The sequence below is a fragment of the Lactococcus sp. S64 genome, assembly GCF_016516525.1.
In the GTDB taxonomy this organism is placed as follows: domain Bacteria; phylum Bacillota; class Bacilli; order Lactobacillales; family Streptococcaceae; genus Lactococcus; species Lactococcus lactis.
This window is the reverse complement of the sequence record NZ_JACVUQ010000004.1, coordinates 175,283-201,682: the sequence shown is the minus strand read 5'-3', so window position 1 is coordinate 201,682 and position 26,400 is coordinate 175,283. Positions and strand designations below refer to the sequence as shown.

At 35.5% G+C, this 26,400-nt stretch carries 25 protein-coding genes; 17 read left to right on the top strand and 8 right to left on the bottom strand.

The window, feature by feature from the left end:
- Window positions 1–9 precede the first annotated feature (9 nt).
- The 3 genes from IAE51_RS06320 (at window position 10) to add (ending at window position 4,021) form a co-directional block, all read left to right on the top strand.
- Window positions 10–2,148 (top strand): Tex family protein, encoded by a 2,139-nt coding sequence (locus IAE51_RS06320; RefSeq protein ID WP_058211345.1) that lies wholly within the window; start codon window positions 10–12, stop codon window positions 2,146–2,148.
- Between the two features lie 96 nt (window positions 2,149–2,244).
- A complete protein-coding gene (locus IAE51_RS06315) occupies window positions 2,245–2,688 on the top strand; it encodes a SprT family protein (protein ID WP_026138856.1) in 444 nt (147 codons plus the stop codon).
- A gap of 274 nt (window positions 2,689–2,962) precedes the next feature.
- Window positions 2,963–4,021, top strand: a complete 1,059-nt coding sequence (gene add / locus IAE51_RS06310) for an adenosine deaminase (protein ID WP_081041081.1) — start codon at window positions 2,963–2,965, stop codon at window positions 4,019–4,021.
- A 31-nt stretch (window positions 4,022–4,052) separates the two neighbouring features.
- On the opposite strand, the gene IAE51_RS06305 is transcribed toward add, so the two are convergent.
- The 3 genes from IAE51_RS06305 to IAE51_RS06295 all read right to left on the bottom strand — a co-directional run bounded on the left by IAE51_RS06305 (window position 4,053) and on the right by IAE51_RS06295 (window position 7,010).
- On the bottom strand, window positions 4,053–4,706 hold the full coding sequence (locus tag IAE51_RS06305; protein WP_200094998.1) for a hypothetical protein: 654 nt from the start codon (window positions 4,704–4,706) through the stop codon (window positions 4,053–4,055).
- A gap of 218 nt (window positions 4,707–4,924) precedes the next feature.
- Complete coding sequence (rnjA, locus tag IAE51_RS06300; protein WP_003131712.1) at window positions 4,925–6,607, bottom strand: ribonuclease J1; 1,683 nt, start codon at window positions 6,605–6,607, stop codon at window positions 4,925–4,927.
- 172 nt (window positions 6,608–6,779) lie between these two features.
- The gene (locus IAE51_RS06295; protein WP_003131711.1) at window positions 6,780–7,010 is read right to left on the bottom strand and encodes an RNA polymerase epsilon subunit; all 231 of its coding nucleotides are present in this window, start codon (window positions 7,008–7,010) and stop codon (window positions 6,780–6,782) included.
- Window positions 7,011–7,319: 309 nt separating this feature from the next.
- On the opposite strand from IAE51_RS06295, the gene tsaB reads away from it, so the two are divergent.
- Genes tsaB through IAE51_RS06270 form a run of 5 tightly spaced genes read left to right on the top strand, consistent with a single transcriptional unit; the run spans window position 7,320 to window position 10,278 of the window.
- A complete protein-coding gene (gene tsaB, locus IAE51_RS06290) occupies window positions 7,320–8,045 on the top strand; it encodes a tRNA (adenosine(37)-N6)-threonylcarbamoyltransferase complex dimerization subunit type 1 TsaB (RefSeq protein WP_021722407.1) in 726 nt (241 codons plus the stop codon).
- Window positions 7,999–8,568 (top strand): ribosomal protein S18-alanine N-acetyltransferase, encoded by a 570-nt coding sequence (gene rimI / locus IAE51_RS06285; RefSeq protein WP_010905268.1) that lies wholly within the window; start codon window positions 7,999–8,001, stop codon window positions 8,566–8,568. Before tsaB ends, rimI (IAE51_RS06285) begins: the two co-directional genes overlap by 47 nt.
- A complete protein-coding gene (gene rimI / locus IAE51_RS06280) occupies window positions 8,565–9,035 on the top strand; it encodes a ribosomal protein S18-alanine N-acetyltransferase (protein ID WP_129881371.1) in 471 nt (156 codons plus the stop codon). The genes rimI (IAE51_RS06285) and rimI (IAE51_RS06280) overlap by 4 nt, the downstream gene beginning before the upstream one ends.
- A gap of 2 nt (window positions 9,036–9,037) precedes the next feature.
- Entirely contained in the window at window positions 9,038–10,078 is a 1,041-nt protein-coding gene (gene tsaD, locus IAE51_RS06275) for a tRNA (adenosine(37)-N6)-threonylcarbamoyltransferase complex transferase subunit TsaD (protein WP_200094995.1), read from the top strand.
- Window positions 10,078–10,278 (top strand): DUF4649 family protein, encoded by a 201-nt coding sequence (locus IAE51_RS06270; RefSeq protein WP_003131704.1) that lies wholly within the window; start codon window positions 10,078–10,080, stop codon window positions 10,276–10,278. Before tsaD ends, IAE51_RS06270 begins: the two co-directional genes overlap by 1 nt.
- A 40-nt stretch (window positions 10,279–10,318) precedes the next feature.
- On the opposite strand, the gene IAE51_RS06265 is transcribed toward IAE51_RS06270, so the two are convergent.
- Together IAE51_RS06265 and IAE51_RS06260 are read right to left on the bottom strand one after the other, a co-directional pair.
- Entirely contained in the window at window positions 10,319–10,693 is a 375-nt protein-coding gene (locus tag IAE51_RS06265; RefSeq protein ID WP_200095036.1) for a hypothetical protein, read from the bottom strand.
- A gap of 16 nt (window positions 10,694–10,709) precedes the next feature.
- Window positions 10,710–11,498, bottom strand: a complete 789-nt coding sequence (locus IAE51_RS06260) for a hypothetical protein (RefSeq protein WP_017864083.1) — start codon at window positions 11,496–11,498, stop codon at window positions 10,710–10,712.
- A gap of 299 nt (window positions 11,499–11,797) precedes the next feature.
- Here IAE51_RS06260 and IAE51_RS06255 point away from each other — a divergent pair, with 299 nt between their 5' ends.
- The 7 genes from IAE51_RS06255 (at window position 11,798) to IAE51_RS06225 (ending at window position 20,430) form a co-directional block, all read left to right on the top strand.
- Window positions 11,798–12,847: a phosphate/phosphite/phosphonate ABC transporter substrate-binding protein gene (locus IAE51_RS06255; RefSeq protein WP_033900407.1), complete on the top strand. Its 1,050-nt coding sequence runs from the start codon at window positions 11,798–11,800 to the stop codon at window positions 12,845–12,847.
- Between the two features lie 118 nt (window positions 12,848–12,965).
- On the top strand, window positions 12,966–13,706 hold the full coding sequence (gene phnC, locus IAE51_RS06250) for a phosphonate ABC transporter ATP-binding protein (RefSeq protein WP_033900408.1): 741 nt from the start codon (window positions 12,966–12,968) through the stop codon (window positions 13,704–13,706).
- Window positions 13,707–14,519: a phosphonate ABC transporter, permease protein PhnE gene (gene phnE, locus IAE51_RS06245; protein ID WP_012897159.1), complete on the top strand. Its 813-nt coding sequence runs from the start codon at window positions 13,707–13,709 to the stop codon at window positions 14,517–14,519.
- A 14-nt stretch (window positions 14,520–14,533) separates the two neighbouring features.
- Complete coding sequence (gene phnE / locus IAE51_RS06240) at window positions 14,534–15,343, top strand: phosphonate ABC transporter, permease protein PhnE (protein WP_010905273.1); 810 nt, start codon at window positions 14,534–14,536, stop codon at window positions 15,341–15,343.
- Window positions 15,344–15,348: 5 nt separating this feature from the next.
- Window positions 15,349–16,908: a bifunctional UDP-sugar hydrolase/5'-nucleotidase gene (locus IAE51_RS06235; RefSeq protein ID WP_200094993.1), complete on the top strand. Its 1,560-nt coding sequence runs from the start codon at window positions 15,349–15,351 to the stop codon at window positions 16,906–16,908.
- A 326-nt stretch (window positions 16,909–17,234) separates the two neighbouring features.
- Window positions 17,235–17,717: a peroxiredoxin gene (locus IAE51_RS06230; protein ID WP_017864087.1), complete on the top strand. Its 483-nt coding sequence runs from the start codon at window positions 17,235–17,237 to the stop codon at window positions 17,715–17,717.
- Window positions 17,718–17,889: 172 nt separating this feature from the next.
- Window positions 17,890–20,430, top strand: coding sequence for a M1 family metallopeptidase (locus IAE51_RS06225; RefSeq protein WP_085623584.1), 2,541 nt, complete (start codon window positions 17,890–17,892; stop codon window positions 20,428–20,430).
- A gap of 37 nt (window positions 20,431–20,467) precedes the next feature.
- Here IAE51_RS06225 and IAE51_RS06220 read toward each other — a convergent pair whose 3' ends face one another.
- From IAE51_RS06220 to IAE51_RS06210, 3 genes are all read right to left on the bottom strand, one after another.
- The gene (locus tag IAE51_RS06220) at window positions 20,468–21,661 is read right to left on the bottom strand and encodes a tetracycline resistance MFS efflux pump (protein ID WP_010905276.1); all 1,194 of its coding nucleotides are present in this window, start codon (window positions 21,659–21,661) and stop codon (window positions 20,468–20,470) included.
- Between the two features lie 326 nt (window positions 21,662–21,987).
- Entirely contained in the window at window positions 21,988–22,461 is a 474-nt protein-coding gene (locus IAE51_RS06215) for a MarR family transcriptional regulator (protein ID WP_003131690.1), read from the bottom strand.
- 2 nt (window positions 22,462–22,463) lie between these two features.
- On the bottom strand, window positions 22,464–23,741 hold the full coding sequence (locus IAE51_RS06210; RefSeq protein ID WP_021722392.1) for a cation diffusion facilitator family transporter: 1,278 nt from the start codon (window positions 23,739–23,741) through the stop codon (window positions 22,464–22,466).
- 275 nt (window positions 23,742–24,016) lie between these two features.
- Here IAE51_RS06210 and IAE51_RS06205 point away from each other — a divergent pair, with 275 nt between their 5' ends.
- Window positions 24,017–24,367 carry a PadR family transcriptional regulator gene (locus IAE51_RS06205; protein WP_003131688.1) on the top strand — a complete coding sequence of 117 codons (351 nt, stop codon included), beginning with the start codon at window positions 24,017–24,019 and terminating at the stop codon, window positions 24,365–24,367.
- A gap of 309 nt (window positions 24,368–24,676) precedes the next feature.
- On the top strand, window positions 24,677–26,398 hold the full coding sequence (gene lmrC, locus IAE51_RS06200) for a multidrug efflux ABC transporter LmrCD subunit C (RefSeq protein ID WP_047205617.1): 1,722 nt from the start codon (window positions 24,677–24,679) through the stop codon (window positions 26,396–26,398).
- The last annotated feature ends 2 nt before the right edge of the window (window positions 26,399–26,400 follow it).

Genomic DNA, 26,400 nt, shown 5'->3' with positions numbered 1-26,400 from the left:
TATTTCTAAGTGGAAAATGTTAAAAAAATTGCTGAATTGTTGAATATTAACAATTCACAAGTTGAAAAAGTATTAGAATTGACGGCAGAGGGGAACACAGTTCCGTTTATTGCTCGTTATCGTAAAGAAGCAACAGGTTCACTTGACGAAGTTGAAATCAAAAAAATTATTGATGAAGATAATTTACTGACAAAATTATCAGAACGTAAAACGGCTGTTTTGTCAAAAATTGAAGAGCTTGGTAAGTTGACTGATTCGCTAAAAGCACAAATTTTGGCTGCTGAAAAACTAACAGAAGTTGAAGATTTATATTTGCCTTACAAAGAAAAACGGCGCACAAAAGCAACGATTGCAAAGGAAAATGGTTTATTTCCTTTGGCTCAATTGATTGTAAAAAATTCAGCGAATCTTGAAGAAGAAGCTGAAAAATTTGTCAATGAGAATTTTACAAGTCCTCAAAAAGCTTTGGAAGGTGCCGTGGATATCTTGTCAGAAGCGATTTCTGAGGATGCACGGTTGCGTTCATGGCTGACTGGTGAAATCAAAAACAATAGTTTACTGACAAGTAGTTTGAAAAAAGATGCCGTTGATGAAAAGCAAGTTTTTCAAATGTATTATGAATTCTCAGAAAAAGTTTCAGAATTACCAAATTATCGTGTATTGGCTTTAAACCGTGGTGAAAAATTGGGGATTCTGTCAGTAAAATTTGAAAATAACGAAGATAAAATTTTACGTTATTTTGCCGCCCGTTTTGCTGCTCAAAATAATCCAATGATGCAAGTGGCGATTAAAGATGCTGTCAAGAAAAAATTGATTCCGGCTATGGAACGTAGTATTCGGACTGAATTGACAGAAAAAGCTGAAGCTTCTGCCATCGAAGTTTTTGGCGAAAATTTGAAAAATTTATTATTGGTGGCTCCGCTTAAAGGGCGTGTAGTCATGGGATTTGACCCTGCTTACCGTACTGGAGCAAAGCTTGCTATTGTTGATGAGACAGGTAAATTATTGATGACAACGGTCATTTATCCTGTGAAGCCAGCAAATGCAGGTCAAATTGCTCAAGCGAAAAAAGATTTAGCAAAATTCATTCGAGAATATGGTGTGAATATGATTGCGATTGGGAATGGAACTGCCAGTCGCGAATCTGAAAGTTTTGTTGCAGAAGTACTCAAGGAAAATAATTTTTCTGATGTTTATTATGTGATTGTCAGTGAATCTGGAGCCTCTGTTTATTCAGCGAGCGAGTTGGCACGTGAAGAATTTCCAGAATTGACTGTTGAAAAACGTTCAGCAATTTCGATTGCACGCCGTTTGCAAGATCCATTGGCTGAACTTGTAAAAATCGAACCAAAAGCCATTGGTGTTGGTCAATATCAACATGATGTTTCTGAGAAAAAATTAACAGAAAATCTTGATTTTGTCGTGGAAACAGTAGTTAACCAAGTTGGTGTTAATGTCAATACAGCCAGTCCTAGTTTGCTTTCACACGTAGCTGGTCTTAATAAAAGTTTGGCACAGAATGTAGTAAAATATCGTGAAGAAAATGGCGCACTCAAAACAAGAGCGGAACTAAAAAAAGTCCCACGTTTGGGAGCTAAAGCATTTGAACAAGCGGCAGGTTTCTTAAGAATTCCAGAAGGTAAAAATTTCCTTGACAACACCGGTGTTCACCCAGAATCTTATAAAGTGACGGAACAACTTTTGGCGGAAATTTCCGCTGATAAACCTGTCAGTAACGAAGAATTGCTGACCAAACTTTCGTCAGTAAATATTCCTGAAATGGCTGAAAAACTTGGTCTTGGTCAGGAAACATTGACTGATATTATCAATGATTTACAAAAACCAGGCCGTGATTTGCGTGATAGTTTTGATGCCCCAATTTTAAGACAAGATGTTTTGTCAGCTGGAGATTTACAAATTGGTCAACAACTTGAAGGTGTAGTTCGTAATGTTGTTGATTTCGGTGCCTTTATTGATATCGGAATTAAAAATGATGGCTTGGCACACGTTTCTGATTTGAGCAAATCTTTTGTCAAAAATCCAAGTGATGTTGTCGCTGTAGGACAAATCGTAACGGTTTGGGTTAAATCTCTCGATTTACAAAGAGGGAAAATTAATTTAACCTTAGTGAACCCACGAGAAAAATAATCTGTCAGTAAATTTTTTTGATTCTAGTTTCATTAAGCGAAGCTGTCAGTAAAATTTACTGACAGTCGTTTGTGCGAGTCTGTCAAAGGAGGAAAAGTGTTAACTAATCAAGAATTGACAGCAAAAGTAAAAGAAATATCACTCACATATTTTAAGCGATCATTTGACCACGAAGCAAAATGGAATCAACGCCTACGGACGACTGGTGGTCGTTTCTTTCCCAAAGATTTACATCTTGATTTTAATCCTAAAATGGCTGAACTTAAAGATTTTGAAGGAGTGATACTTCATGAATTAACTCATTATCATCTGTATCGGTCTAAAAGAGGTTATAAACATCGAGATGCTGATTTTAAAAGGCTTCTGTCACAAGTTGGTGGCTTACGATATGCTCCCTCAGTGATTGATAAGAAGATAAAATATTATTATAGCTGTCAAAATTGCGGCCAACTTTATCCTCGACAAAGAAAAATTGATACAAAAAAGTATCGCTGTGGAAAATGTCGAGGGAAATTAATCTTAAAAACAAGCGGAAATTAAAAATTCCGCTTGTTTTTTTATTAAGAATTAAGAAGTTTATCCACATTTTCTTCACTTTTTCCCCAAAAACTGTGAATAAGTTAAGATAAATTGGGGATAATTACAAAAAAATGGCTTAATTGAGCCAAAAAAATCTTATCCACAAGATAAAATAAATGCGTAAAGATGATAATTGCTTTTTCTCACAAAAAAGCGTAGAATAGTAAAAATACATTTTTGAAGGACTTCGAGCTATATAGCTCGAAATCTTTTATATCATGTAAAATAATATTGGATGAAAAAGAAAAGGAAGAAACTCGTGCTTAAATCAGAAATTATTGCTCAAATGCCAAAAGTTGAACTTCATTGCCATCTTGATGGTTCGCTTAGCTTGTCAGTCATTAAAGAACTCGCTAAAAATGCTGGAATTCATATGACAATGTCCGATGAGGAAATTTTAGAAAAGGCACAAGCCCCAGAAAATACAAAAAATTTGCTAGAATACCTGCAACGTTTTGATTTCGTCTTACCACTTTTGCAAACTTATAAGAATTTAGAGTTAGCTGCTTATGATGTTGTCAGACAGGCAGCAAATGATAATATTAAATATATTGAAATCCGTTTTGCTCCAAGTCAACATCTCTTAGAAAATCTAACCCTTGAAGAAGCAGTAGAGGCTGTCATTGCCGGCCTTTCTCGTGCAGAAAATGATTTTGATATAAGAGCAAATGCACTCGTTTGTGGATTAAAACAAGAACCAATTCAAAAATTACAAAAACTGCTGCCACTTTTTGATAAGATTCCTGATGAACATTTTGTCGGATTTGATATGGCGGGTGATGAATTAAATTATCCACAGGAAAAATTTGTAGATTTGATTCATGATATAAAAATTAAGGGTGTCAATGTGACGCTTCATGCTGGAGAATGTCCAGCATGTGAGAAAAATATTTTAGATTCAATTGCAATGGGGGCAAGTCGTATTGGACATGGAATTATGACTAAAAATCTGTCCGAAGCCGAACAAAAAATGATGATTGAAAAACAAATTGTTTTAGAAATGGCTCCGACTAGCAATTTTCAAACAAAAGCGGTGACAGAGCTTGCGCAATATCCTTTTAAAGAACTTTATGACAAAGGAATACACGTGACATTAAATACCGATAATCGAATGGTTTCGGCTACAAATTTAAGCAAAGAATATGAGAAAATCTCAGCTTGGTACCCAGATTTTTCTCTTTCTGATTTTGAAAAAATAAATCATTACGCAATTGATGGCGCCTTTATTGGTCAAGAAGAAAAAGAAGAACTTCATCAAAGATTTACCAAAGAATACAAAAAAATCTCTGAATAATCAGAGATTTTTTAGATTAGATGAATTATTATTATTTAATTTCTATCTTAGAAATGATTTGAGCAGCTTGTTCATCAAATGAAGTTGGAATGGCAAGCGTTTGGCTACTGTCCAATAGTTTTTGAGATTCTTCTTTTACCCAAGCAGAATCTTTAAGATATCTTTCGTCATGGTAATGATTTGGATCTTTATAAAAATTGATTGACCCATTATGATTAGAGCTATAGGTAACAATAGTGGTCCCAGCCATTGTATTATCAGAACTAAAAGATAATGTTACTGTGTCCTGAGGAACAACTACAGAACCGGAAAAAGGAAAGACTTGGTGATTAGCTCCATTTTTAGTAACACTGATAGAAACAGGTTGATAATCATATTTATAATAACTTAGAAGGGTTTCGGTTACGCGTGCATACTCAACCTGTTCAGCGCTATATCCAGATAAAGGTGAAGAACTTTTTTGTACTTTTTCAGAATTATTGGTATTTGCTTGACTGCTTGAAGGAGAAGTGTTCGTAGAATGAGTAGCAGAATTTTTACTATTGCTAGTTTTTGAACTTGAGGTAACTTTAGAACTAGAAGTATTTTCTCTTTTGGTCTGATTTTCAGAACTTTTAGAATTTGAACAGGCAGCTAAGGCAAATAAACTCAAAAATGTAGCTGACCAAAGGATTGTTTTTTTCATAAGATTTATTCTCCATTTTTATTACTTTATAATAATAGCATTAAATTTTTATAAAGTAAAATTTATCTATGATTACTATAATCTTAGAATATATTTCTACTTGGTATAATCTATTGTTGGAATGAGCTTTATTTAGGTATTTTTATTTTTAAGGTGTTGCTTTAGGACAATAAAAAAAACTGAATCATTATATATTCAGCCTTTTTTATTAATAAATATTATTCATCAGGTGTCATAATCATTGGAACAACAAGTGGTGAACGTTCAGTTTGTTTATAAAGGAATGGTGAGAGTGCTTCACGCATCGCACGAGCCACAGAAGCTTCATTTGCATTTTCTTCATGCATCGCTTCACGAATGGCATTGAAAAGGACACGTTGGCCACTACGAATCAAATCACCAGACTCACGCATATAGATAAATCCACGCGAAAGCATGTCAGGGCCAGCAAGAACGGTTTTCTTTTCAAAGTCAACGGTTGCAACCGCAAGGACAATTCCATCTTCTGAAAGTTCATGACGATCGTGGAGAACGGCATTTCCGACATCACCAATTCCTGAACCATCAACGTAAGTGTCAGAGGCTGGGAAATGGTCGGCATATCTTGCGCTGTCAGCAGTTAATGCAAGGACGTCACCATTTTCTTGAATGAAACAATTTTCTTTAGGGACACCAGTATCTTGAGCAAGTCCAGCGTGAATTTTGAGCATTCGATATTCACCGTGAACAGGCATAAAGTATTTCGGTTTGATGAGACGTAACATGAGTTTTTGCTCTTGTTGCCCACCATGACCAGAGGTGTGAATGTTGTTCATTTTACCATAAATAACTTCAACACCAGCTTCAGCGATTTTGTTAATCAATTGGTTAACACCGTGGGTATTCCCAGGAATAGCATTTGATGAGAAGACAACCGTATCGCCCATTTGTAAGGTAATATGACGGTGCATTCCGTTGGCAATTCTTGAAAGTGCAGCCATTGGCTCACCTTGCGAACCTGTACACATAATCAAAAGTTCATGTGAAGCGTATTGATTAACTTCATTTGGTTCAATGAAAGTTCCTTTAGGAGCTTTGATATAACCGAGTTCCAAACCATTCACGATTGCTTTTTCCATTGAACGACCGAAAACGACAATTTTGCGTCCAGTCTTAACTGCTCCATCAACGGCTTGTTGCAAACGGAAAATATTTGAGGCAAATGAAGCGAAAATAATTCGACCTTCAATACGTTCAAAAATTTTCATGATGCTTGCACCAACGACTTTTTCAGAATGTGAAAAAGTTGGAATTTCAGCATTGGTTGAGTCAGAAAGAAGGAGTAAAACGCCTTCGCTTCCAAGTTCAGCCATTCGGTGAAGGTCAGCAGGTTCACCCACTGGTGTGAAGTCAAACTTGAAGTCACCAGTAGCGACAATTTTACCTTGAGGAGTATTTACAACAATCCCTAAAGGTTCTGGAATTGAGTGAGTCGTGCGGAAGAAGTCAAGACTTAAATGATTAAATTTAATGACTGAATCTGCATGAATTTCATAAAGTTTAGCATCACGTAAAAGTCCGTGTTCTTCGAGCTTTCCACGAATGAGCGCAAGTGACAATGGTCCAGCATAAATTGGAATATTGGCCTGTTTCAAGAGGAATGGAATTCCTCCGATGTGGTCTTCGTGTCCGTGAGTGATGAAGAGACCTTTGATACGATCAATATTTTCAACGATGTAAGTATAATCAGGGATGACGTAGTCAACACCTAATAAATCGTCTTCTGGGAATTTAATTCCGGCGTCAATGATGATAATTTCATCTTTATACTCAACGCCGTAAGTATTTTTACCGATTTCACCCAGTCCGCCAATGGCGTAAACTGCGACTTCATCAGCTTTTATTTTAAGTTGCTTTGGCATGTTTCTCCTATTCTTTGGATTTTTTATTTTATTTTTTGACTGACAAGTTGGTCAGTTCGGTTTTTTAATGTAATATTTACTGACAGAATTTTAAAGGTACAAGAAAATCACTTTAGATTGCTGTCATTTTTGACAAAAATCTAAAGTGCTCTCCTTTATACTCCAGTCAGTCTTAGAAGCTTGTGATTTCAAATACGCCAGTTTCTTTTTCATATTCGACAGATTCATCAGAAAGTGAGTCAATAAACTCTACATGGTAGGCAGTATTTTTAGCAAGAAGTTCGCGTGCAAGGATAACTCCTTCTTCTTTAGTAGCAACATCAAGGTCGAGGTAAAGAGCCTCAGTAGTCTCACGACGTGGTGAGCGGGTATTATCTTTTTGGTAGAAAACTTTAAAAATCATTCTATAAATCACGAGCAAAAGCTCGTTCCTTTCTTAATAGTTCGTGTTTGCTGTTCTTTGCAATTACTATCATTTTAGCATATTTGCAAGGAAATGGAAAGTTGAGTTCATTAATTTTATAAATGAAGCGCTTCCTAAAAAATAATGGTGGAACTTGTAAGGCAAGCGTGGTAAAATATAAGGAAGTAGAACTGATGACAGAGAAGATAAAAATTATTTGTAGATAGGTCGCATTGGATAAGTGGCTGTCAGTAAAAGTCTATCAGTAATTAAAAAATAACATACTTTCAGAAATATTATAGGTAAAAAATGAAAATATTAGCATTTGATAGCTCATCAAAGGCTTTGTCAGTAGCTGTGGTTGCTGACGGAATATTACTTGGTGAAGTAACATTAAATTTGAAAAAAAATCACAGTACAACTTTGATGACAAGCATTGATTTTTTGATGGCTCAAGTTGGTCTTGAAGCCAAAGAACTTGACCGGATTGCGGTAGCACAAGGACCTGGTTCTTATACAGGTTTGCGACTTTCTGCGACAGTTGGAAAAACATTGGCTTTTAGCTTAAATAAAGAGCTTGTTGGTCTATCAAGTTTATTGGCAATTGCTAATCGTGTTCAAGACAAAAATGCTTACGTGCTTCCGATAATTGATGCAAGACGTGGAAATGCCTATGCAGCTCTTTATAAAAATGATCAGCAAATAATTGCGGATCAACATTGCAATTTTAGTGAATTTTTGGCTGATTTATCAGAAAAAGTTTCTTCATTTGAACAAATTATTTTCACAGGAGAAACTGATAATTTCGTTGAAGCAATTCAAAATGCTGGTTTCTCTGAAGAACAAATCATTTCTGACAGTTTAGAAAAGCTCCCGTCAGCCTATGAAATTGCTAAGATTGCTGAAAAATTAACTCCTGAAAATGTGCACGCTTTTGTGCCAAATTACCTCAAAAAAGTTGAGGCCGAAGAGAAATGGTTGGAAAGTCATGAAAAAGCTGAAAACACTCCTGACGACTACGTTCAAAGGGTTTAGTGGAAAAAAATTTAATCCTCGTCGTTATTTAGAAATGGCTGACATTGAACTTGAACATGACCGAGAAGGTGTTCACTATCGATTGGCAGACAGAGTTGATATTGTTGCTTTGCTTGCGATTGAACGAGATGTTTACAATGGAGATATTCCATGGACCTTCTCTCATTTTGAACATGAAATTGTCAAAAATGATGAAGCCTTTTTCATTGTGGCCGAAATTTCTGGCAGTGTCATTGGTTTTATTGGAACTAGAATCAATCACCATGGTCAAGATGCACATATCACTAATCTCGCAGTGTTTAAAGCCTTTCAAGGACAACAAATTGCTTCAACTTTGATTGAACAACTGATTGTATTGATGAGCGCACTCGGAAAAAATGAGATGACTTTGGAAGTCCGTCGTGACAATACTAAAGCACAAGGACTTTATCGTAGGCAAGGTTTTGTCACTGACAAATTATTGCCAGAGTACTATGAAGACGGTGCTGATGCCATTTGGATGATTAAGAAATTGAAAAAATGAAACTAAAACATCTCTCTTACTTTGAAGAAAAATTAGAAGATAAAAAATATTTTCCAACCATAGAAAACCTATCAGCTCAGATTTATGAACTTTTGTCACTTGCTTACGAAGAATCACCGTGGACACAAGCTTACATTTTAGCTGATATAATCAATGAAAATTCCGATTATTTCTTCCTAGAAGAAGAGGGGCAAATTGTTGGTCTTTTAGCAATTTCAACAATAATGGATGAATTAGAAATTACAAATATCGCTATTCATCCTGATTTTCAGGGGCAAGGACTAGCGAGTTTTTTACTGACAGAAGTGTTAACATTTAGTGGGACTTTATTTTTGGAAGTTCGGAAGTCCAATCTTGCCGCTCAAAAATGTTATGAAAAATTTGGTTTTAAGATTTATCATACAAGAAAAAATTATTATGACAAACCTCTTGAAGATGCTTTGTTAATGAGAAAAGAGCAATTTTAAAAATGAAAGATAATTATATATTAGCCTTTGAAACTTCATGTGATGAAACTTCAGTGGCAATTTTAAAGAATGGAAATGAATTATTATGTAATATCATTGCCAGTCAAATCAATAGTCATAAACGCTTTGGTGGAGTTGTGCCAGAAATTGCCAGCCGTCATCACGTCGAACAAATTACTGTTTGTGTTGAAGCAGCACTTGAAGAAGCAGAAATTTCGGCTGACCAACTGACGGCCGTTGCGGTGACCGAAGGTCCAGGCTTAAATGGCGCTTTGCTAGTTGGAATCATGGCAGCAAAAACTTTTGCATGGGCAAATCATCTTCCTTTGATTCCAGTTAATCACATGGCCGGTCATTTGATGGCTGCAAGTTTAGTGGATACCATTGAATATCCAGCTATGGCCCTTTTGGTTTCAGGTGGACATTCTGAACTTGTTTACGTAGAAAAAGAAGGAAGCTATAAAAAAGTTGGTGAAACTCGTGACGATGCTGCCGGTGAAGCTTATGATAAAGTTGGTCGAGTGATGGGCCTGACTTATCCGAGTGGAAAAGTCATTGATGAATTAGCACACAAAGGAGCTGATACTTACAATTTCCCACGAGCAATGATGAACACACATGAAGTAGAATTTAGCTTTTCAGGCTTAAAATCAGCCTTTATTAATCTCGTTCATAACGAAAATCAAAAAGGAAATGACGTGATTGCTGATGATTTAGAAAATTTAGCTGCTTCCTTTCAAGCTGCGGTCGTCGATGTCCTTATGGCCAAAACCAAATTAGCCATGGAAAAATACCCAGTAAAAACGCTAATAATTGGTGGTGGAGTATCAGCAAATCAAGGCTTACGCGAACGTTTGTCAGCAGAAATTACTGACGAAAAGTTAATTATTCCTCCTTTAAGACTCTGTGGTGACAATGCTGGAATGATTGCAGCAGCAGCATATATCGAATGGAAAAAAGGTTTAGAAAAAGTTCAAGCAGGATTAGATTTAAATGCAAAACCTAGTCTCGTTTTTGAAGACATAGAAGAAGGAGAAGTTTAATGATGAAATTAATTGGAAAACTTCAAAATGGCATGACCTTTACTGAAGAATTTGACGGAGTCAACGATTTCCTAGCCCTTCAACAAAGCGATTATAATGCCATTGCTGATGAAATTGAAGTTGTTGAAGTAAAAATTGCTGATGAAGTCCTTGATTTTAAAGGAAATATGGGCCAACTTTACTATGAACTCATGAAATAAATAAAAAGTTACTGACAGTTCTGTTAGTAACTTTTTTTATTTAGAGTTGATTAATCATTAATATTTTTGTCTGTGGAAAACTTTCTTTAAGCTCTTTCAGATGAAGTTTGAGCTCTGGATAACAAAAGATATAATCAATTATTTCATTTTTTTTCGTCAGTAATTCGGACAAATATATTTTTTGGAGTTGAATGTCATTGCCAACTATCACTTGAGCTTTTTTTAACCAAAGTTTTTCCATTTCTTTGTAAGCAAACATTTTTCCAATTGGTAATCCCGCGGGTGTTTCTAGCGATTTGTCATTGCCAAGTAGCAGATAAGCAGTAGTCGTGTAACCGCCTCCTTTTGCTATATTATAACTCCACAAAAAAAGATTAGCAAGGGGAACTTCACAGATTGGGTGTCCTATTGTCATCTTTTAATAAAAATTACTAGACCACAGATAATTCATGAATTGTCCGTCCTTCTTTATCAACTAATTGTAACCAGCTATTTGTTCCAGCGAAGTAAAGGAAATGTCCCACTTCATTGACTGATTTTAAGACAATATCCTCAGTAGTTGTGAATGTTTTAGCATCCCAATTGGCTTTTTGTTCTTCTCTTAAAGTCTGTGTAAAACGATAGGCTAAACCTGGTGTACCATCAGATTTCATTCCACCGCTTTCGGCGATTTTTGCTCCGGCTTTTATCACGAGTTGATTGGATTTTTCCCAAATAATGGTCGCTTTACTGTCGGAACGATTAACAAAAAATTCAACTTCAGAAAGTCCTTTTTTCCAGCGATGTTGTGCTTTAGGAGAAAAAGCTTTTTTCTTTTCTAATTTAATGCCAAAAGCAGTTAAAGCAGTCAAAAACTCGTCAGCAGAAGTGGCACAAGCTTTTTCGATATTGCTTGGAATTTTAATTGGCTCGGCTTTATCACGTAAAATAATGCCAGCTTCCTCAGCCAAATTAACTAAATATTGCGTTAGATATTCCAGCTCTAAATCATAGGCAGCCATATTTAAAATCACGACTTTATCAAATTCTAACTTAGGAATTAATTCTAAATCATTGGCAATCATTTTAATCTGCCCTTTTTTTAGTAAAAAGAAAAGCTCATCATTTTGCAAATCAAAACGTGCGTTATTCTGATCAAAAATACGTAAAAAGGCAGTTGATGGAAGACGAATTTCTAAACCAAGGTCAGACATGTTGACCGTAAAAGTTAAATTTTTCATAACTTTATTATAGCAGAAAGTTTGACAGCCTTATCAAACAATACATCATCAAGCTAAAGTTTGGTATATACAAACAATGCAAACTTTTTTTTTGTATTTTATAAAAAATGAATCTATAAAAAAACAAAATAATGTAATTTTATAAAATAAAGTTCGGTATTTACGTACAATGGTAACTGTTAACAGAATATTTACAAAAAGGTCATTGTCAGATAAATTAAAATGGGTTAGAATTATTTTGTGAAGCACACCGATTCATCAACCGATTGATAAAAATCTTAAGGAGATTCATTTTTATAATGAAAAAGACATCGAAGAAAGTCATTGGACTTACAGCAAGTGCACTAATTGCAGTATCATTACTTGCAGCTTGTGGAAATAGTAGCTCTGCATCAAAATCTGATAGCAAAACCATTTCAAATTTAAAGATTTCATTTATTCCATCCAAAAATCCGGATGATATTACCACAGCGACTAAACCAATCGCAAATATTTTGAAATCTGAATTGAAAAAACAAGGCTATACAGTAAAAAATATTGATACTAGTGTTGGTACAAATTATCAAGCGGTTGGTGAAGGGCTTGATGCTGGTTCAGTTGACGTCGGTTATGGAATGTCAGCGACAACTTATGCCATGTATCAAGATGGTTCAACTCCACTCTTGATGGCAACACGTAAAGGACTTTCAAATGATGGCTCAGATTCTGCAAAATATTGGAATGAGCACAAACCAACAACTAAAACCGATAAAGAAGTGACTTCTTACCGTTCGCTGATCATTGCTGGTAATTCTCCAATGGGCAAAAAGTTAGCTAAAGAAGCCAACGACGGAACTTTGACATGGAAAGATTTAAACGAAGCAAAATGGGGGCTTGAATCAACTTCATCTGCGGCAGGCTATATGTATCCTTCGCAATGGTTAACTGAGAACTTTAAACATTCAATTCGTGATTTAAAAAATACAGTTACCATGGATTCTTATGATTCAGCAATGGCTCAACTTGCTTCAGGTCAAATTGATGTAATGCCAGAATATGCTGATGCACGAATGGATGACGCTACTAAGTGGACCACAACTTTCGGTGCAAAAGAAAGTATTTGGGATGATACAAATGTGATTGGTGTGACACCTGCCATTGCCAATGATGGAATCATGGTTTCAGAAAAATCAAAAATCATGACGGCCGACTTCAAAAAAGCACTCTCAGCAGCAATTAAAGATATGGCTAAAACTGATGAAGGAAAGAAAGTCATTGCCATTTATTCACATGATGGCTATGTTGATTCAACAAAAGCTGACTATAAAACAGCCATTAAAGTGGCAAATTCAATGAGTAAAGCCAACTAATGAACAAATAAATCATTTAATAAGGGTCTGGGTTACTCAATGAGTTCCAGACTCTTTTTGTGGAAATTGACTAATATTAATTAAAAAGCCTTCATTAGTGAAGAAGGATGGAGAAGTAATGATAAAATTTGAAAATGTGTCAAAAATTTATCCAAATGGCACAAAAGGTTTGACGGATGTTAATTTACAAATCAATCAAGGAGAATTCGTAGCTATTATTGGAACATCGGGAGCAGGAAAATCAACTCTGATTCGTTGTGTTAATGGTTTAAATGATATTACTTCAGGATCGTTAATTGTGAATGATACAGAAGTGTCAAGACTTAAAGGAAAAGAGTTAAGAAAATTTCGGAGACATGTGGGAATGATTTTTCAATCCTATAATTTAGTTCCTAGAGTGACGGTTTTGAAAAATGTAATGTTTGCTCGTGTACCAGATATGAGTTTATTTAAGGTCATTTTTGGTTTGTTTTCAAAAGAAGATAAACTTGTTGCCTTAGATTCTCTGAATAAGGTAGGAATTTTAGATAAAGCTTATATCCGAGCAGATCAACTTTCAGGTGGACAACAGCAACGTGTATCACTCGCTCGTGCTCTTAGTCAAGAAAGTGAAATTTTACTCGCTGATGAACCTGTTTCAGCACTTGACCCAGTCACAGCTAAAGAAGTAATGGATGATTTTAAAAGAATTAATGAAGAATTCAATAAAACAATTTTACTGAATATTCACCATGTTGAACTTGCTTTAGAATACGCTTCGCGGATTATTGCTGTAAAAAAAGGGAAAATTGTTTATGATGGTCCTTCACAAGAGGTAACCAAAGAAATTTTGGATGAAGTTTATAGAAAAGAGGCCTAAATGTACGATAAAATTTTTAAGCCTAAAAAAATAAAACTTATTACAGGAGAAGTTGTCGAAGAGAAAGTCAGTCGAACTTGGTTGACTTGGTTAATTATCATCTTACTGATTGCTTTTTCTGTTATTCTTACAAATTTTGATTTTAGTGCGCTTAGCAGAAGTGGTCTCTTTTTTCAAAAATTAGCAAGTATGATTCCCCCAAATTGGGCTTACTTTCATAAAGTTCTTCCCCCACTATTAGATACGATTAAGATGAGCTTTTTTGCTTCCTTACTTGGAGCAATTTTGTCAGTTCCATTTGCGATATTAGCGGCAAATAACATCCTTAAAAATCGTTTTGTTAATGGCATCATTCGTTTGATTTTTATGCTAGCAAGAACTTTGCCAACTTTGGTTTTGGCTTTAATTGCAACCTATATTTTTGGTCTAGGAACTTTTGCTGGAGTTGTTGCAATTTTTGTATTTACCTTTTCTTTCATAGGAAAACAATTGTTTGAGGTGATTGAAACCGTTGATATGGGACCTTTTGAAGCGGCAGAAGCTTTAGGGGTCAGTCCTTTAAAAGCCTTTTTCATTGCTGTTTTTCCTCAAGTCCTACCTACTTATCTTTCAACTGCTCTTTATGCATTTGAGGGAAATGTCCGCTATGCTGCAATTTTGGGATATGTTGGGGCTGGAGGGATAGGAAATATCTTAAATGACCGAGTGAATTTTCGCGATTTTTCCTCTGTTGGTATGATTTTAATTTCTATTCTAGCTACAGTCATGATTATTGATTCAATCAGCGCATTAATTCGTAAGAAAATTGCCTAGGAATGAGAGGAAAAATGAATTCACAAATTATTGAAGAATATAATCATAGACCTAAAAACTGGTTTTATTATCTTTTGATATTTATTGTTTTATTAGCAGTTTCGATTTGGTCGACTTCAGTCGTCCATTATCATGGCGTTTCAGAACATGGAGCTTTAATCGCCAAAAATATTTTCACAGGGATTTTCCATCCAGACACCAGTTTAATGTTTAACCTAACTGAAACTGGCTTACCCTATCTCTTGCTACAAACTTTTGCAATTGGTTTGCTTGGGACTTTGGTTGGTGCAATTGTTGCCATTCCACTCTCTTTTCTTGCAGCGACTAATTTGGTTCCGAATTGGTTAGCTTATCTGATTCGTTTTGTCTTGATGGCGATTCGGACAATTCCTTCTTTTGTTTATGCCCTTTTATTTATTCCAGTCGTTGGTTTAGGTTCTTCAGCTGGTGTAATGGCGCTTGGTTTTGAGTCAATTGGGATGATTGCAAAACTATTTATTGAAGCTATTGAAGATTTGGATATGGGTGTTATTGAAGCTATGGACGCAGCTGGTGCAACAACATTTCAAAAAATTCGTTTTGGAGTTTTACCCCAATTATTACCAGATTTATATTCGATTTTACTTTACCGTTTAGATATGAATCTGCGTGATGCAGCTATTTTGGGATTAGTTGGTGCTGGTGGAATTGGTGCGCCATTGAGTTTTGCAATGTCTGGTTATAAATGGTCAGCCGTTGGTGCAATTTTGTTGGGACTTTTAGTTTTAATTATCCTTGTTGAACTCATTTCATCAAGAATTCGGAAAAAATTAGCAAAGGGATAAATAATATGAAAATAAGAATTCTAGAAACGAGTGATTTACATGGTTTTGTTCTCCCAACAAACTTCACCGAAAGAGAAATGAATTTGCCTTTTTCAATGGCCAAAGCCAAATCTAAAATAGATGAACTGACAGCAGTGGCTCAAGAGCAGGGTGAAATTATTGTAAAAATTGAAAATGGTGATTTATTGCAAGGTTCACCCTTGGCTTATTATCTAGCTAAAAAATCAAGTCGCGGTATTAAAGACTTGGTCAATGTCACTAATTCTTTTGGTTATGATGTGGGATTGCTTGGTAATCATGAGTTTAATTATGGGATTGATTATTTAAAAAGTTATGTTAATCAGGTAAATTATCCTATTTTGGCTGCGAATGTATTGAATAATGAAGGTCAACCTGCTTTTGGCCCTGCTTATAAAATTATTGAAGCGCAGGGGGTGAAAATTGGAATTGTTGGTTTTTTGACACAATATATTCCACATTGGGAAAAACCGTCAATTATCGAAGATTTGACTTTCCAATCTATTCTGACAACTGCAAAAGATATTCTGCCCGATTTGCGCCAATCAGTTGACCTTTTGATTGTTGCATATCATGGAGGCTTTGAGCGAGATTTACAGACAGGTCTTCCGACAGAAAGTTTGACAGGGGAAAATGAGGCTTATCAGTTAGTTGAAGAGTATAAAGATTACATTCATGCCTTAGTGACTGGACACCAGCATCGTGAAATTGCTGACCATCTTTTTGGAGTTCCAGTTATTCAACCAGGCTATCGTGGTGCTTTTGTTGGGGAAATAGAACTTGAATTAGACAATCATAAAAAAGTTGTGGCTTCAAACGCTAGACTTCATAAAACGGAGAATTGCAAAGTCTCATCGGAGGTCAATCAGCTGATATCCGTTGTGAGTGAAGAAGCAGAGGATTGGTTAGACCAGCCAATGGGAGAAGTTCATGGAGAAATGATTATTCGTGATCCAATGACTGCTCGATTGATTGAACATCCTTATATTGAATTAATTAATAAAATACAAATGGAAGCGACAGGGACCGAAATTTCTGGGACTGCACTTTTTAATAATGAAGCGAAGGGTTTTGCAAAAGAAATTACGATGAGATCGATTCTGACAAATTATATTTATCCCAACACTTTAGCTGTTTTAAGAGTGACAGGTGCAGATTTAAAGGCTGCCTTAGAGCGGACAGCGGAACATCTTGAACTTGACGAAAGTGGCGAAATTGTTTTTAGTCCACGATTTATTGAACCAAAACCTGAATATTATAATTATGATATGTATGAAGGAGTTGAATATGCTATCGATTTGCAAAAAGAAATTGGTCAGCGAATTGTACGTTTAAATTTCAAGGGGCATCAGGTAAAAGATGACGAAATTTTAGAAATTGTCGTCAATCAATATCGCGCAGTTGGGGGTGGAAATTATCCAATGTTTTCTGCGGACAAGATTGTTAGAGAAATTACTGTTGATATGACCGAATTGATTGCTGATTATTTGAAGAAACATCCGATAATTGAGGCAAGTGTGAATCATAACTTCACAGTTCTAAAATAAATTTACTGACAGAAATTTTAGCAGAATAATAGGTGCTAAAAAAATCTGTCAGTAATTTTTTTATTAAGTTATACTTGAGAATGAGCTAAGTTTTTCTAAAGTTTTTACTGATATACTTTTATTTATCAAAAGGAGGAGCCTAGCATGAAACATACAGTAATAATTCCAAAAATCAATTATCAATTTGTGAAATCAGAAGATGACTCACTTTTACTTCCAAGTCCTTTAGAAAGTCAATATTTAACAGTAAAATATGAGCAATAAGAGCCAAATGAGTTGAGATTATATGATAAAATGAAGTCATAAAGATTAACAAAGGAGCATTAATGACAATGAATATCACATCTCATGGTGAAAAAATAGCAACACTAAATCCGACAATAAGTGGTGATGCACCTGATTTTGAACTGACAGATTTAAAAGGAAATAAAATTAAATTATCAAAACTTGAAAAACCTGTTTTGATTAGTGTTTTTCCTGATATTAATACTAGAGTTTGTTCACTTCAAACCAAACATTTTAATCTTGAAGCAGCAAAACATTCTGAAATTGACTTTTTGAGTATTTCAAATAATACAGCAGATGAGCAAAAAAATTGGTGTGCAGCCGAAGGTGTTGACATGACAATTCTTGCTGATGATGGAACTTTTGGAAAGGCTTATGGTCTTATTTTAAATGGTGGTCCTCTTGAAGGACGTCTTGCCAGAAGCGTCTTTGTTGTGAAAAATGGTCAAATTGTCTATAGTGAAGTTTTGTCAGAGCTTTCTGATGAACCAAATTATGAAAAAGCACTAGCAGCTACTAAATAGTTATAACTGACAAAATAGGGGATAATTGCAATTGATGCTTGTCTTCTATTTATAAGCTGTCAACAGGCAGCTTTTTTAGTAGTAAAAAGAATAGATGTAATTTTTCTTTGTACTCGAAATTTTCTATTCAATTTGATATAATTAGATTAATACTGAATATTTAGGAGAAAACATGGCTGTAAAACGTTTAATTGAAACTTTTGTTCCGGAAAATTATAAGATTTTCCTCGATATTGACCGTAAAACCAAGAAAATAAAAGGTCAAGTGGCAATTACTGGGGAAGCAAAAGATAGTGTTATTGCCTTTCATGCCAAAGGTTTACACTTTAGTAAAGTTCGTGCTTTTAGTGTCGACACAAACTTCATTGAAAATGAAGAAGATGAAGAAATCGTTGTTAAAATTGGTGAAACAGGGCGCGTGACTGTTTCATTTGAATATGAAGCTGAATTGACTGACAACATGATGGGAATTTACCCTTCATACTATGAAGTCAATGGCGAAAAGAAAATGCTCATTGGTACACAATTTGAAAGCCATTTTGCTCGTCAAGCCTTTCCTTCTATTGATGAACCAGAAGCAAAAGCAACCTTCGATTTGTCAGTAAAATTTGATGAAGAAGAAGGCGACATCATTGTTTCAAACATGCCAGAACTCTTGAATATTAACGGAATTCACGTTTTTGAACGTACTGTCAAAATGAGTTCTTACCTTTTGGCTTTTGTATTCGGTGAACTTCAATTTAAAAAAGGAAAAACAAAATCTGGTGTTGAAGTAGGTGCTTTTGCAACTAAAGCTCATAGTGAAGCTGCGCTTGATTTCCCACTTGATATTGCTATTCGTTCAATTGAATTTTATGAAGATTACTATAAAACGCCATATCCACTCCCACACAGTTGGCACATTGCCTTACCTGACTTTTCGGCAGGAGCAATGGAAAACTGGGGATGTATCACTTATCGTGAAGTCTGCATGCTTGTTGACCCTGAAAATGCAACCATTCAAAGCAAACAATATGTAGCAACCGTTATTGCACACGAATTGGCACACCAATGGTTCGGTGACCTTGTAACAATGCAATGGTGGGATGATTTGTGGCTCAATGAATCATTTGCCAACAACATGGAATATGTTTGTATGGATGCTTTGGAACCAAGTTGGAACGTTTGGGAATCATTCTCAATCTCGGAAGCCAATATGGCACTGAATCGTGATGCAACTGATGGAGTCCAATCTGTCCACGTTGAAGTGACTCACCCAGATGAAATTGGAACGCTCTTTGACCCAGCAATCGTCTATGCCAAAGGTTCACGTTTGATGGTTATGCTTCGTAAATGGCTTGGAGATGAAGATTTTGCTGCTGGCTTAGCTCTTTACTTCAAACGCCACCAATATGGAAATACAGTCGGAGATAATCTTTGGGATGCCTTGGCTGAAGTCTCTGGAAAAGATGTGGCAGCTTTCATGCATTCATGGGTTAACCAACCAGGATACCCTGTCGTTACTGCCGAAGTCATTGATGATACTTTAGTTTTGAGTCAAAAACAATTCTTCGTTGGTGAGGGTGCTGATAAAGGACGTTTGTGGAATGTTCCTTTGAATACAAATTGGTCAGGATTGCCAGACTTACTTTCTTCTAAAAAAGTTGAAATTCCTGGTTTTGCTGCTTTGAAATCAAAAAATAATGGTAAAGCCCTCTTTTTGAATGATGCAAATATGGCTCATTACATTATTGATTACAAAGGACAATTGTTAACAGACCTCCTCTCAGAAGTTGAGACTTTGGAGAATGTCACTAAATTCCAAATCTTGCAAGATCGTAAATTATTGGCTAAAGCAGGTGTAATTTCTTATGCTGATGTCGTAAATATCTTGCCGGCATTTACTAATGAAGAATCTTACCTTGTCAATACTGGTTTGAGTCAACTCATTAGCGAATTGGAACTTTTTGTTGATGAAGATTCAGAAACTGAAAAAGCTTTCCAAAGCTTGGTAGGAAAACTTTTCGCTAAAAACTATGCTCGCTTAGGTTGGGATAAAGTTGCTGGCGAATCTGCTGGTGATGAGAGCCTTCGTGGAATTGTTTTGAGTAAGACTTTGTATGCTGAGAATGCAGATGCCAAAGCAAAAGCCAGTCAAATCTTTGCAGCACATAAAGAAAATCTAGCAGGAATTCCGGCTGATATTCGTCCAATTGTTTTAAATAATGAAATTAAGACGACAAATTCTGCTGAATTGGTTAAAACTTATCGTGAAACTTATGTTAAAACTAGCTTGCAAGAATTTAAACGTGAGCTTGAAGGGGCTGTCGCATTAATCAAGGATGAAAAAGTCATTGCTGAATTGCTTGAAAGCTTCAAAAATGCTGATATTGTTAAGCCACAAGATATTGCTTTCTCTTGGTTCTACCTTTTGCGCAATGATTTCTCACAAGATGCTGCTTGGGCTTGGGAAAAAGCAAACTGGGCATTCCTTGAAGAAAAATTGGGTGGAGATATGAGTTATGATAAATTTGTTATCTATCCAGGAAATACTTTTAAAACTGCTGATAAATTAGCAGAATATAAAGCTTTCTTTGAGCCAAAATTAGAAAATCAAGGTTTGAAACGTTCAATCGAAATGGCAATCAAGCAAATCACAGCACGTGTTGCTTTGATTGATAGCCAAAAGGCTGACGTTGATAAATCAATCAAAGAAATTTCTGAAAAATTATAATAAATAAAAAATCACCTTTTTGAGGTGATTTTTTTATTCATTCTTGGTCTGACTTTGTTTTTGATAGCACAAGTAGAGCGATAATTAGAAAGATAAATCCCATGAGTGCTGGAGCGAAATGACCAAGGCTGATATAGATTTGTCCACCAATTAAAGGGCCTATCACGCGAGTAAGTGCTTGAAGTGCTTGACTTCCACCTTGAAGTTTACCTTGTTCGGAAGAAGTCGCTGATTTTGAAAGTTTACCGTTAAAGGCAGTTCCAAAAATACTATCTCCAAAAGCAAAGATAAACATTGCCAGAATGAAGAAGGGCCACATTTTAGAAAAAGCAGAAAGTGCGAAAAGAAGGTAAGCAATAATTTCGCAGACTAGTGCCAAACGGATGAGTTTATCTTCATTAGCTAATTTTAGAAGTCTTGGCATGATAAAGATTTGAGTCAAGATATCCATTAAACCCATGATGGATATGGCTAGACCAATTAATACAGGCGTCCAAGCAAAAGAATCTAATGAAAATTGACTAATAATTGCTTGGAGTGCACCATTTGGTAGCCAAAGTAAGATACCGGCAAAGAGCAGACGATTGAGATTTTTCATGCGTAAGAGCTGAAAAAGTTGAGTGAAAGGATTGAGTTGTTTAAGGGAAAAATTACGTGTGCGATGAGTTTCGGGCAAGCTCTCGTTCATTACGAATGCACCGTAAAGAAGATTGGCGATTGAGATTAGGGCGCCGAAGTAAAAGGGAACTGAATTGCCAAAATGAGCTAGAAGTCCTCCAACTGTTGGGCCAGAAATTGTTCCAACACCAACAGCGGCGGCTGTCCAACCAAAAACTTTAGTTCGATTTTCTTCATCAGTAATATCAGCGAAGTAAGCAAAAAGGGTCACGATATTTCCACCAGTTAAACCATCAATGATTCGTCCGAGAAAAAGCATCCAGAGACTACCAGCTAAGCCAAAGATAAGATAACCAAGAGCAGAGCCAGCTAAAGAAATCAGTAAGATAGGTTTACGACCAAAGCGGTCTGATAAAGAACCAAGAGCAGGAGCGGCAAAGAAAGTACATAGTGCATAGATTGCCATTAAACTAGTGACAATGAGTGCTTGGTCATGAGCATTAGCAAAAGGTGCGACCATAAAAGGAACGACTGGTGAGATGATTGTAAAACCAAGTCCTGTCAGGAAAGTGGTGATAAGCCCAAAAGTGAGGGCGTGTTTATTAATTTTCATAGGTAAAACCTCCATAAGATATGAGCCCGACTGTGTTGAAGCGATGAAATTTAGAAAAATTGGTGGTTCTACCCAACAGGCAGGTTCAAAATTTTGTCTTTTTCATAAACTTCTAGCGGTCTGAACTCAATTACAATAATTGATGATGATTTCTTAGGAAGTTTTTTGCGCAGACTTGCGTCTGCTAAAGTGAAATCTATAGACTTGTGATTTCACTTTTCTACACAGTTTCCTTGGAAACAAAAATAGTATATCATAACATTGTTTCTGTGTCAACAAAAAATAAACAAAAAAAACTGTCAGTAAAAATTAATTTACTGACAGAATTATTTTTCAATATTATTCCGAATAGCAGAATCAAGATGATTATTGTATTTATTGAGAAATTCTAAAATATTGCTGACAGACTCATCAGTTAATTCATCGAAGATAACTTGATCCTTTTCTGAAAATTTTTGGTGCAAACTTTCGTGACGGTCATTAATTTCTTGACCCTCTTTTGTTAAGCGAAAATAGATTTCCTTTTTATTTTGAGGAATTTGATAAGATTCAACGAGATTTTTTTTGAGCAGTTTTTTAGCGATTTTACTGGCAGCACCACGTGTCATGTAGAGATGATGAGCTAATTTGGTCACATTTGGATAAGGGGTTTTAGCAATAAATTCAATCGTTTCAATTTCTGATAACGAAATATTTGAGAATTCAGCCTCCATTTGTGGCTTGTAATAGGCATCAATCTTATTAAATAAATCAGTTAAAGAAGTCATGATTTGTTCCTGATTTTGCTGAAGATTGGTCATAGTCACTTTTCCTCTCTTTTTAAAGTTGTCTGTCTATAAATACAGCGCCAATAGTCATTGCGTCGCCAGATACTTGTAACCACAAAATTTTGTTCATTTTTCCAGTAATCATAAGTTAAAATAAATGTTTTCTTGCTGACTTGTGAACTACTATAGTGATTTATTGCTAATGGAATTACTGACAGACTTGTCAATGAATTTTTAGAGTCATTATTTTTACTGACAGAATTTTCGTCAGTAATTTTTGCAAAATCTATCAATTTATCAGAAGCACTGATGATTTTTCCATCAGCAAGAATTTCTTGAAAAGTACTGTCAGTTAATTTGTCCAAATTTTCCAGATTTAAAAACTGTTCTTCTTTTGCCAAAAGTTCAAGTGAGCGACTGGCGTAATGTTCCTCTTCAGGTAAGGCAGCAGGTTCAACGTGGACATCAACATCATAAACACCATAATTGTCAATTAACATTTTCTCAATGAACTCGGTCGCTTCATGACTCTCGAAAACACTTAAATCAGGAGACATTTCAACCACTACATCAAGGAAAATATTACTTCCATAAGAACGACCTCGGACAAGCTTAACCCCTTTTACCTTTGGAACTAAGCAAATTGCTTCGCGATATTCTTCGACAAGATTTTCATCAAAACCATCAGAGAGACTAAAAACAGATTCATGGAAAATATCATAAGCAGTCTTTAAAATGAAACCACAAATAACTACAGCCATCGCAGTATCAAGCCACTCCCAGCCGACGCTACTTGCTAAAATAGCAACCACAGTTCCAATAGAAGTCACCGCATCAGAGAGATTGTCCTTACTTGCTGCTGACAGCGCTTGTGAGTTCGTTTTTTTAGCCAATGCCCGATTATAAAGATAAACGCCCAGCATGACAAAAGCTGAGAATAGACCAACAAGAGCTCCCAGTGGGTCTATGGCTTCTTCTTTACCAGAAAGAAGTGTCATAACTGTTTCTCTTAAAACCTCAAAACCAACGAAAAACATGATAAAACTAGAAATTAAGCTAGCGATTGATTCAATTTTCCAGTGACCATAAACATGATCACTATCTGCTGGAATTCGAGCAAGTCGAAGACCAATCAAAATTGCAATATTTCCCATAATATCAGTCACATTATTAAAACCATTAGCTTGAAGAGCACTAGAATGCACAATTGCTGCAAAAGCAATTTGTCCAATGGATAAAACAATATAAGCGATAATAGAAACCCAAACTCCTTTTTCAGCGAGTTTCAGATTGTTTGTACTTGAAGCTGCCATATGAATCCTCCCAAATTTACATCATTCCATTATAACAAAATTTTGAATGAAAGTTTGTATCTATTGCCAAAAAATGCTTTTATAACAAGGGCTCACAAAATATAAATAAAAAATAAGGGCTGACTAATTTATATAAAAATACCCACTTTCTACTATATTAATGTAGTAGAAATCAGTCAAAAATAAAATAATTATATAAAAAATTCAAGTACCTTGACTTACATAGTAATGTGAAGTATAATATACTTTGTTTAAAATGATAGAAAGGAAAAAGAATGGCAGAAATACCAAAGGAAATGTTACGCGCCCAAACCAATGTCATTTTGCTCAATGTCTTAAAACAAGGGGATAATTATGTTTATGGCATTATCAAGCAAGTCAAAGAAGCCTCAAATGGAGAAATGGAGCTTAATGAAGCCACGCTCTATACAATCTTTAAAAGACTTGAAAAGGATGGGATTATCAGTTCTTATTGGGGAGACGAAAGCCAAGGTGGCCGTCGTAAATACTACCGCTTGACAGAAATTGGTCATGAAAATATGCGACTTGCTTTTGAATCTTGGTCTAGAGTCGATGAAATTATTGAAAATTTAGAAGCAAATAAAAAAGATGAATCTAATAAATAATTTACAATTAAAATTTAAGTTACAAAATAAGGAATGAAGGTAAAAAATATTCGTCGCAAATTGTTGACTTAAACTTTGAAAAGCGTTACAATATTTTTGTTAGTTTATCTTTTTTGAAACTAACTATTGTAATATTTAACAGCATTAACAATTAATGCTTGTTTACTAAAAAAAATAATGTTATAATTATTTTCTCAAAAAATTTATTGAAATTATTTTGAAGTAAAATGAAATTGAAAATTCAATTTAATGTAAACTTATTTACATTATTTAACTCTAGAAAGGAATTTTATGATTTTCAAATCAATCATGAAGCATAAATGGGTTGCCTTATTCTCAATCGTTTCAACCTTTATTTATGCAGGAGTACAGCTTTACCAGCCCCAAATCATGAAACGAATTATGACCGTAATGTCATCAACAACTTATAGCCGTCATCAAATGGCTGACAAGGTTTCAGGATATGGAGTTGAGCTTTTGGTTGTTGCTGGGATAGGGATAATTTTTGCTATCTTTAGTACACTTTCAGCGGCACGTATTGCCCAAGAAATTGGAGCAGACGTTCGTGAAGCGACTTACAAAAAAATCAATACATTTTCTTATGAAAATGTTGAAAAGTTCAATGCCGGAAACCTTGTTGTTCGGATGACAAATGACGTCACACAAGTTCAAAACTTGATGATGATGGTTTTCCAAATTTTGATGCGGATTCCAGTCCTTTTGATTGGTGCGGTTGTTCTTTCTATCACGACTCTTCCAAGATTATGGTGGATTACAGTTCTTTTAATTGTTTTAATCGTATTAGTCACAGCCGTTTTAATGGGACGCATGGGCCCTCACTTTATGGCTTTCCAAAAATTGATGGACCGTATTAACGCCATTGCTAAACAAAACTTGCGTGGTTCACGTGTCGTTAAATCATTCGTTCAAGAAAAAAATCAAATCAAAGATTTTGATGAAACTTCTGATGAACTTTACGATCATAACTGGGCAGTAGGAAAACTCTTCTCAGCAATGATTCCACTCTTTACTGTGATTGCTCAAGGAGCAATTTGGCTTGCTATTTACTTTGTTTCAACTTTTGTAACAGAGTCAACAACAGTTGCCCAAGATAGTATTGGTGGGATTGCTACATTCATGACTTATATGGGAATGATTATGTTTGCCATTATCATGGGTGGTATGATTTCAATGTTTGCTTCACGTGGTATGGTATCAATTGGTCGTATTAATGAAGTGTTAAATACTGATCCAGCCATGAAATTTGATGAAAATGCTAAAGATGAAGTTCTTTCAGGTTCTGTCAAATTTGACCATGTGTCATTCTCTTATCCTAATGATGAAGAACCAACACTTAAAGATATTAGCTTTGAAGTAGAACCTGGTCAAATGGTTGGGATTGTCGGAGCGACTGGTGCTGGTAAATCTACATTGGCACAATTGATTCCAAGACTCTTTGACCCAACAGAAGGTACCGTTTCAGTTGGTGGAAAAGATCTTAAAACAGTTAGTCGTGGGACATTGAAGAAAAATATTTCTATTGTTCTTCAAAAAGCCATTCTCTTCTCAGGAACAATTGCTGGAAATATTAAACAAGGGAAAGCCGATGCAACTGATGAAGAAATGACTCGTGCTGCACGCATTGCCCAAGCCGCAGAATTTATTACAACTAAAGATGGTCAATATGATTCTGAAGTTGAAGAACGCGGAAATAACTTCTCAGGTGGTCAAAAGCAAAGACTTTCAATCACACGTGGAGTTGTTAAAAATCCAAATGTCTTAATTTTAGATGACTCAACATCAGCCCTTGATGCTAAATCTGAAAAACTTGTTCAAGAAGCTTTGAATAAAGACCTTAAAGACACAACCACAATTATTATTGCTCAAAAGATTTCATCAGTGGTTCATGCAGATAATATTTTGGTTCTTGACCAAGGAAAACTTGTTGGTCAAGGAACTCACCAAGAATTAGTTGCTGAGAATAAAATTTACCAAGAAATCTACGACACACAGAAAGCACAGGAGGACTAAGA

What these genes read in the sequence shown, in the direction of transcription:
- IAE51_RS06305 (WP_200094998.1), bottom strand. Translation starts at nt 4,706, where the DNA reads ATGAAAAAAACAATCCTTTGGTCAGCTACATTTTTGAGTTTATTTGCC.
- tsaD (WP_200094995.1), top strand. Translation starts at nt 9,038, where the DNA reads ATGAAAGATAATTATATATTAGCCTTTGAAACTTCATGTGATGAAACT.
- IAE51_RS06255 (WP_033900407.1), top strand. Translation starts at nt 11,798, where the DNA reads ATGAAAAAGACATCGAAGAAAGTCATTGGACTTACAGCAAGTGCACTA.
- phnE (WP_010905273.1), top strand. Translation starts at nt 14,534, where the DNA reads ATGAATTCACAAATTATTGAAGAATATAATCATAGACCTAAAAACTGG.
- IAE51_RS06260 (WP_017864083.1), bottom strand. Translation starts at nt 11,498, where the DNA reads ATGAAAAATTTAACTTTTACGGTCAACATGTCTGACCTTGGTTTAGAA.
- rimI (WP_010905268.1), top strand. Translation starts at nt 7,999, where the DNA reads ATGAAAAAGCTGAAAACACTCCTGACGACTACGTTCAAAGGGTTTAGT.
- IAE51_RS06270 (WP_003131704.1), top strand. Translation starts at nt 10,078, where the DNA reads ATGATGAAATTAATTGGAAAACTTCAAAATGGCATGACCTTTACTGAA.
- add (WP_081041081.1), top strand. Translation starts at nt 2,963, where the DNA reads ATGAAAAAGAAAAGGAAGAAACTCGTGCTTAAATCAGAAATTATTGCT.
- IAE51_RS06225 (WP_085623584.1), top strand. Translation starts at nt 17,890, where the DNA reads ATGGCTGTAAAACGTTTAATTGAAACTTTTGTTCCGGAAAATTATAAG.
- rimI (WP_129881371.1), top strand. Translation starts at nt 8,565, where the DNA reads ATGAAACTAAAACATCTCTCTTACTTTGAAGAAAAATTAGAAGATAAA.
- IAE51_RS06205 (WP_003131688.1), top strand. Translation starts at nt 24,017, where the DNA reads ATGGCAGAAATACCAAAGGAAATGTTACGCGCCCAAACCAATGTCATT.
- IAE51_RS06295 (WP_003131711.1), bottom strand. Translation starts at nt 7,010, where the DNA reads ATGATTTTTAAAGTTTTCTACCAAAAAGATAATACCCGCTCACCACGT.
- IAE51_RS06210 (WP_021722392.1), bottom strand. Translation starts at nt 23,741, where the DNA reads ATGGCAGCTTCAAGTACAAACAATCTGAAACTCGCTGAAAAAGGAGTT.
- IAE51_RS06230 (WP_017864087.1), top strand. Translation starts at nt 17,235, where the DNA reads ATGACAATGAATATCACATCTCATGGTGAAAAAATAGCAACACTAAAT.
- IAE51_RS06220 (WP_010905276.1), bottom strand. Translation starts at nt 21,661, where the DNA reads ATGAAAATTAATAAACACGCCCTCACTTTTGGGCTTATCACCACTTTC.
- phnC (WP_033900408.1), top strand. Translation starts at nt 12,966, where the DNA reads ATGATAAAATTTGAAAATGTGTCAAAAATTTATCCAAATGGCACAAAA.
- phnE (WP_012897159.1), top strand. Translation starts at nt 13,707, where the DNA reads ATGTACGATAAAATTTTTAAGCCTAAAAAAATAAAACTTATTACAGGA.
- IAE51_RS06215 (WP_003131690.1), bottom strand. Translation starts at nt 22,461, where the DNA reads ATGACCAATCTTCAGCAAAATCAGGAACAAATCATGACTTCTTTAACT.
- IAE51_RS06265 (WP_200095036.1), bottom strand. Translation starts at nt 10,693, where the DNA reads ATGACAATAGGACACCCAATCTGTGAAGTTCCCCTTGCTAATCTTTTT.
- tsaB (WP_021722407.1), top strand. Translation starts at nt 7,320, where the DNA reads ATGAAAATATTAGCATTTGATAGCTCATCAAAGGCTTTGTCAGTAGCT.
- rnjA (WP_003131712.1), bottom strand. Translation starts at nt 6,607, where the DNA reads ATGCCAAAGCAACTTAAAATAAAAGCTGATGAAGTCGCAGTTTACGCC.
- lmrC (WP_047205617.1), top strand. Translation starts at nt 24,677, where the DNA reads ATGAAGCATAAATGGGTTGCCTTATTCTCAATCGTTTCAACCTTTATT.
- IAE51_RS06235 (WP_200094993.1), top strand. Translation starts at nt 15,349, where the DNA reads ATGAAAATAAGAATTCTAGAAACGAGTGATTTACATGGTTTTGTTCTC.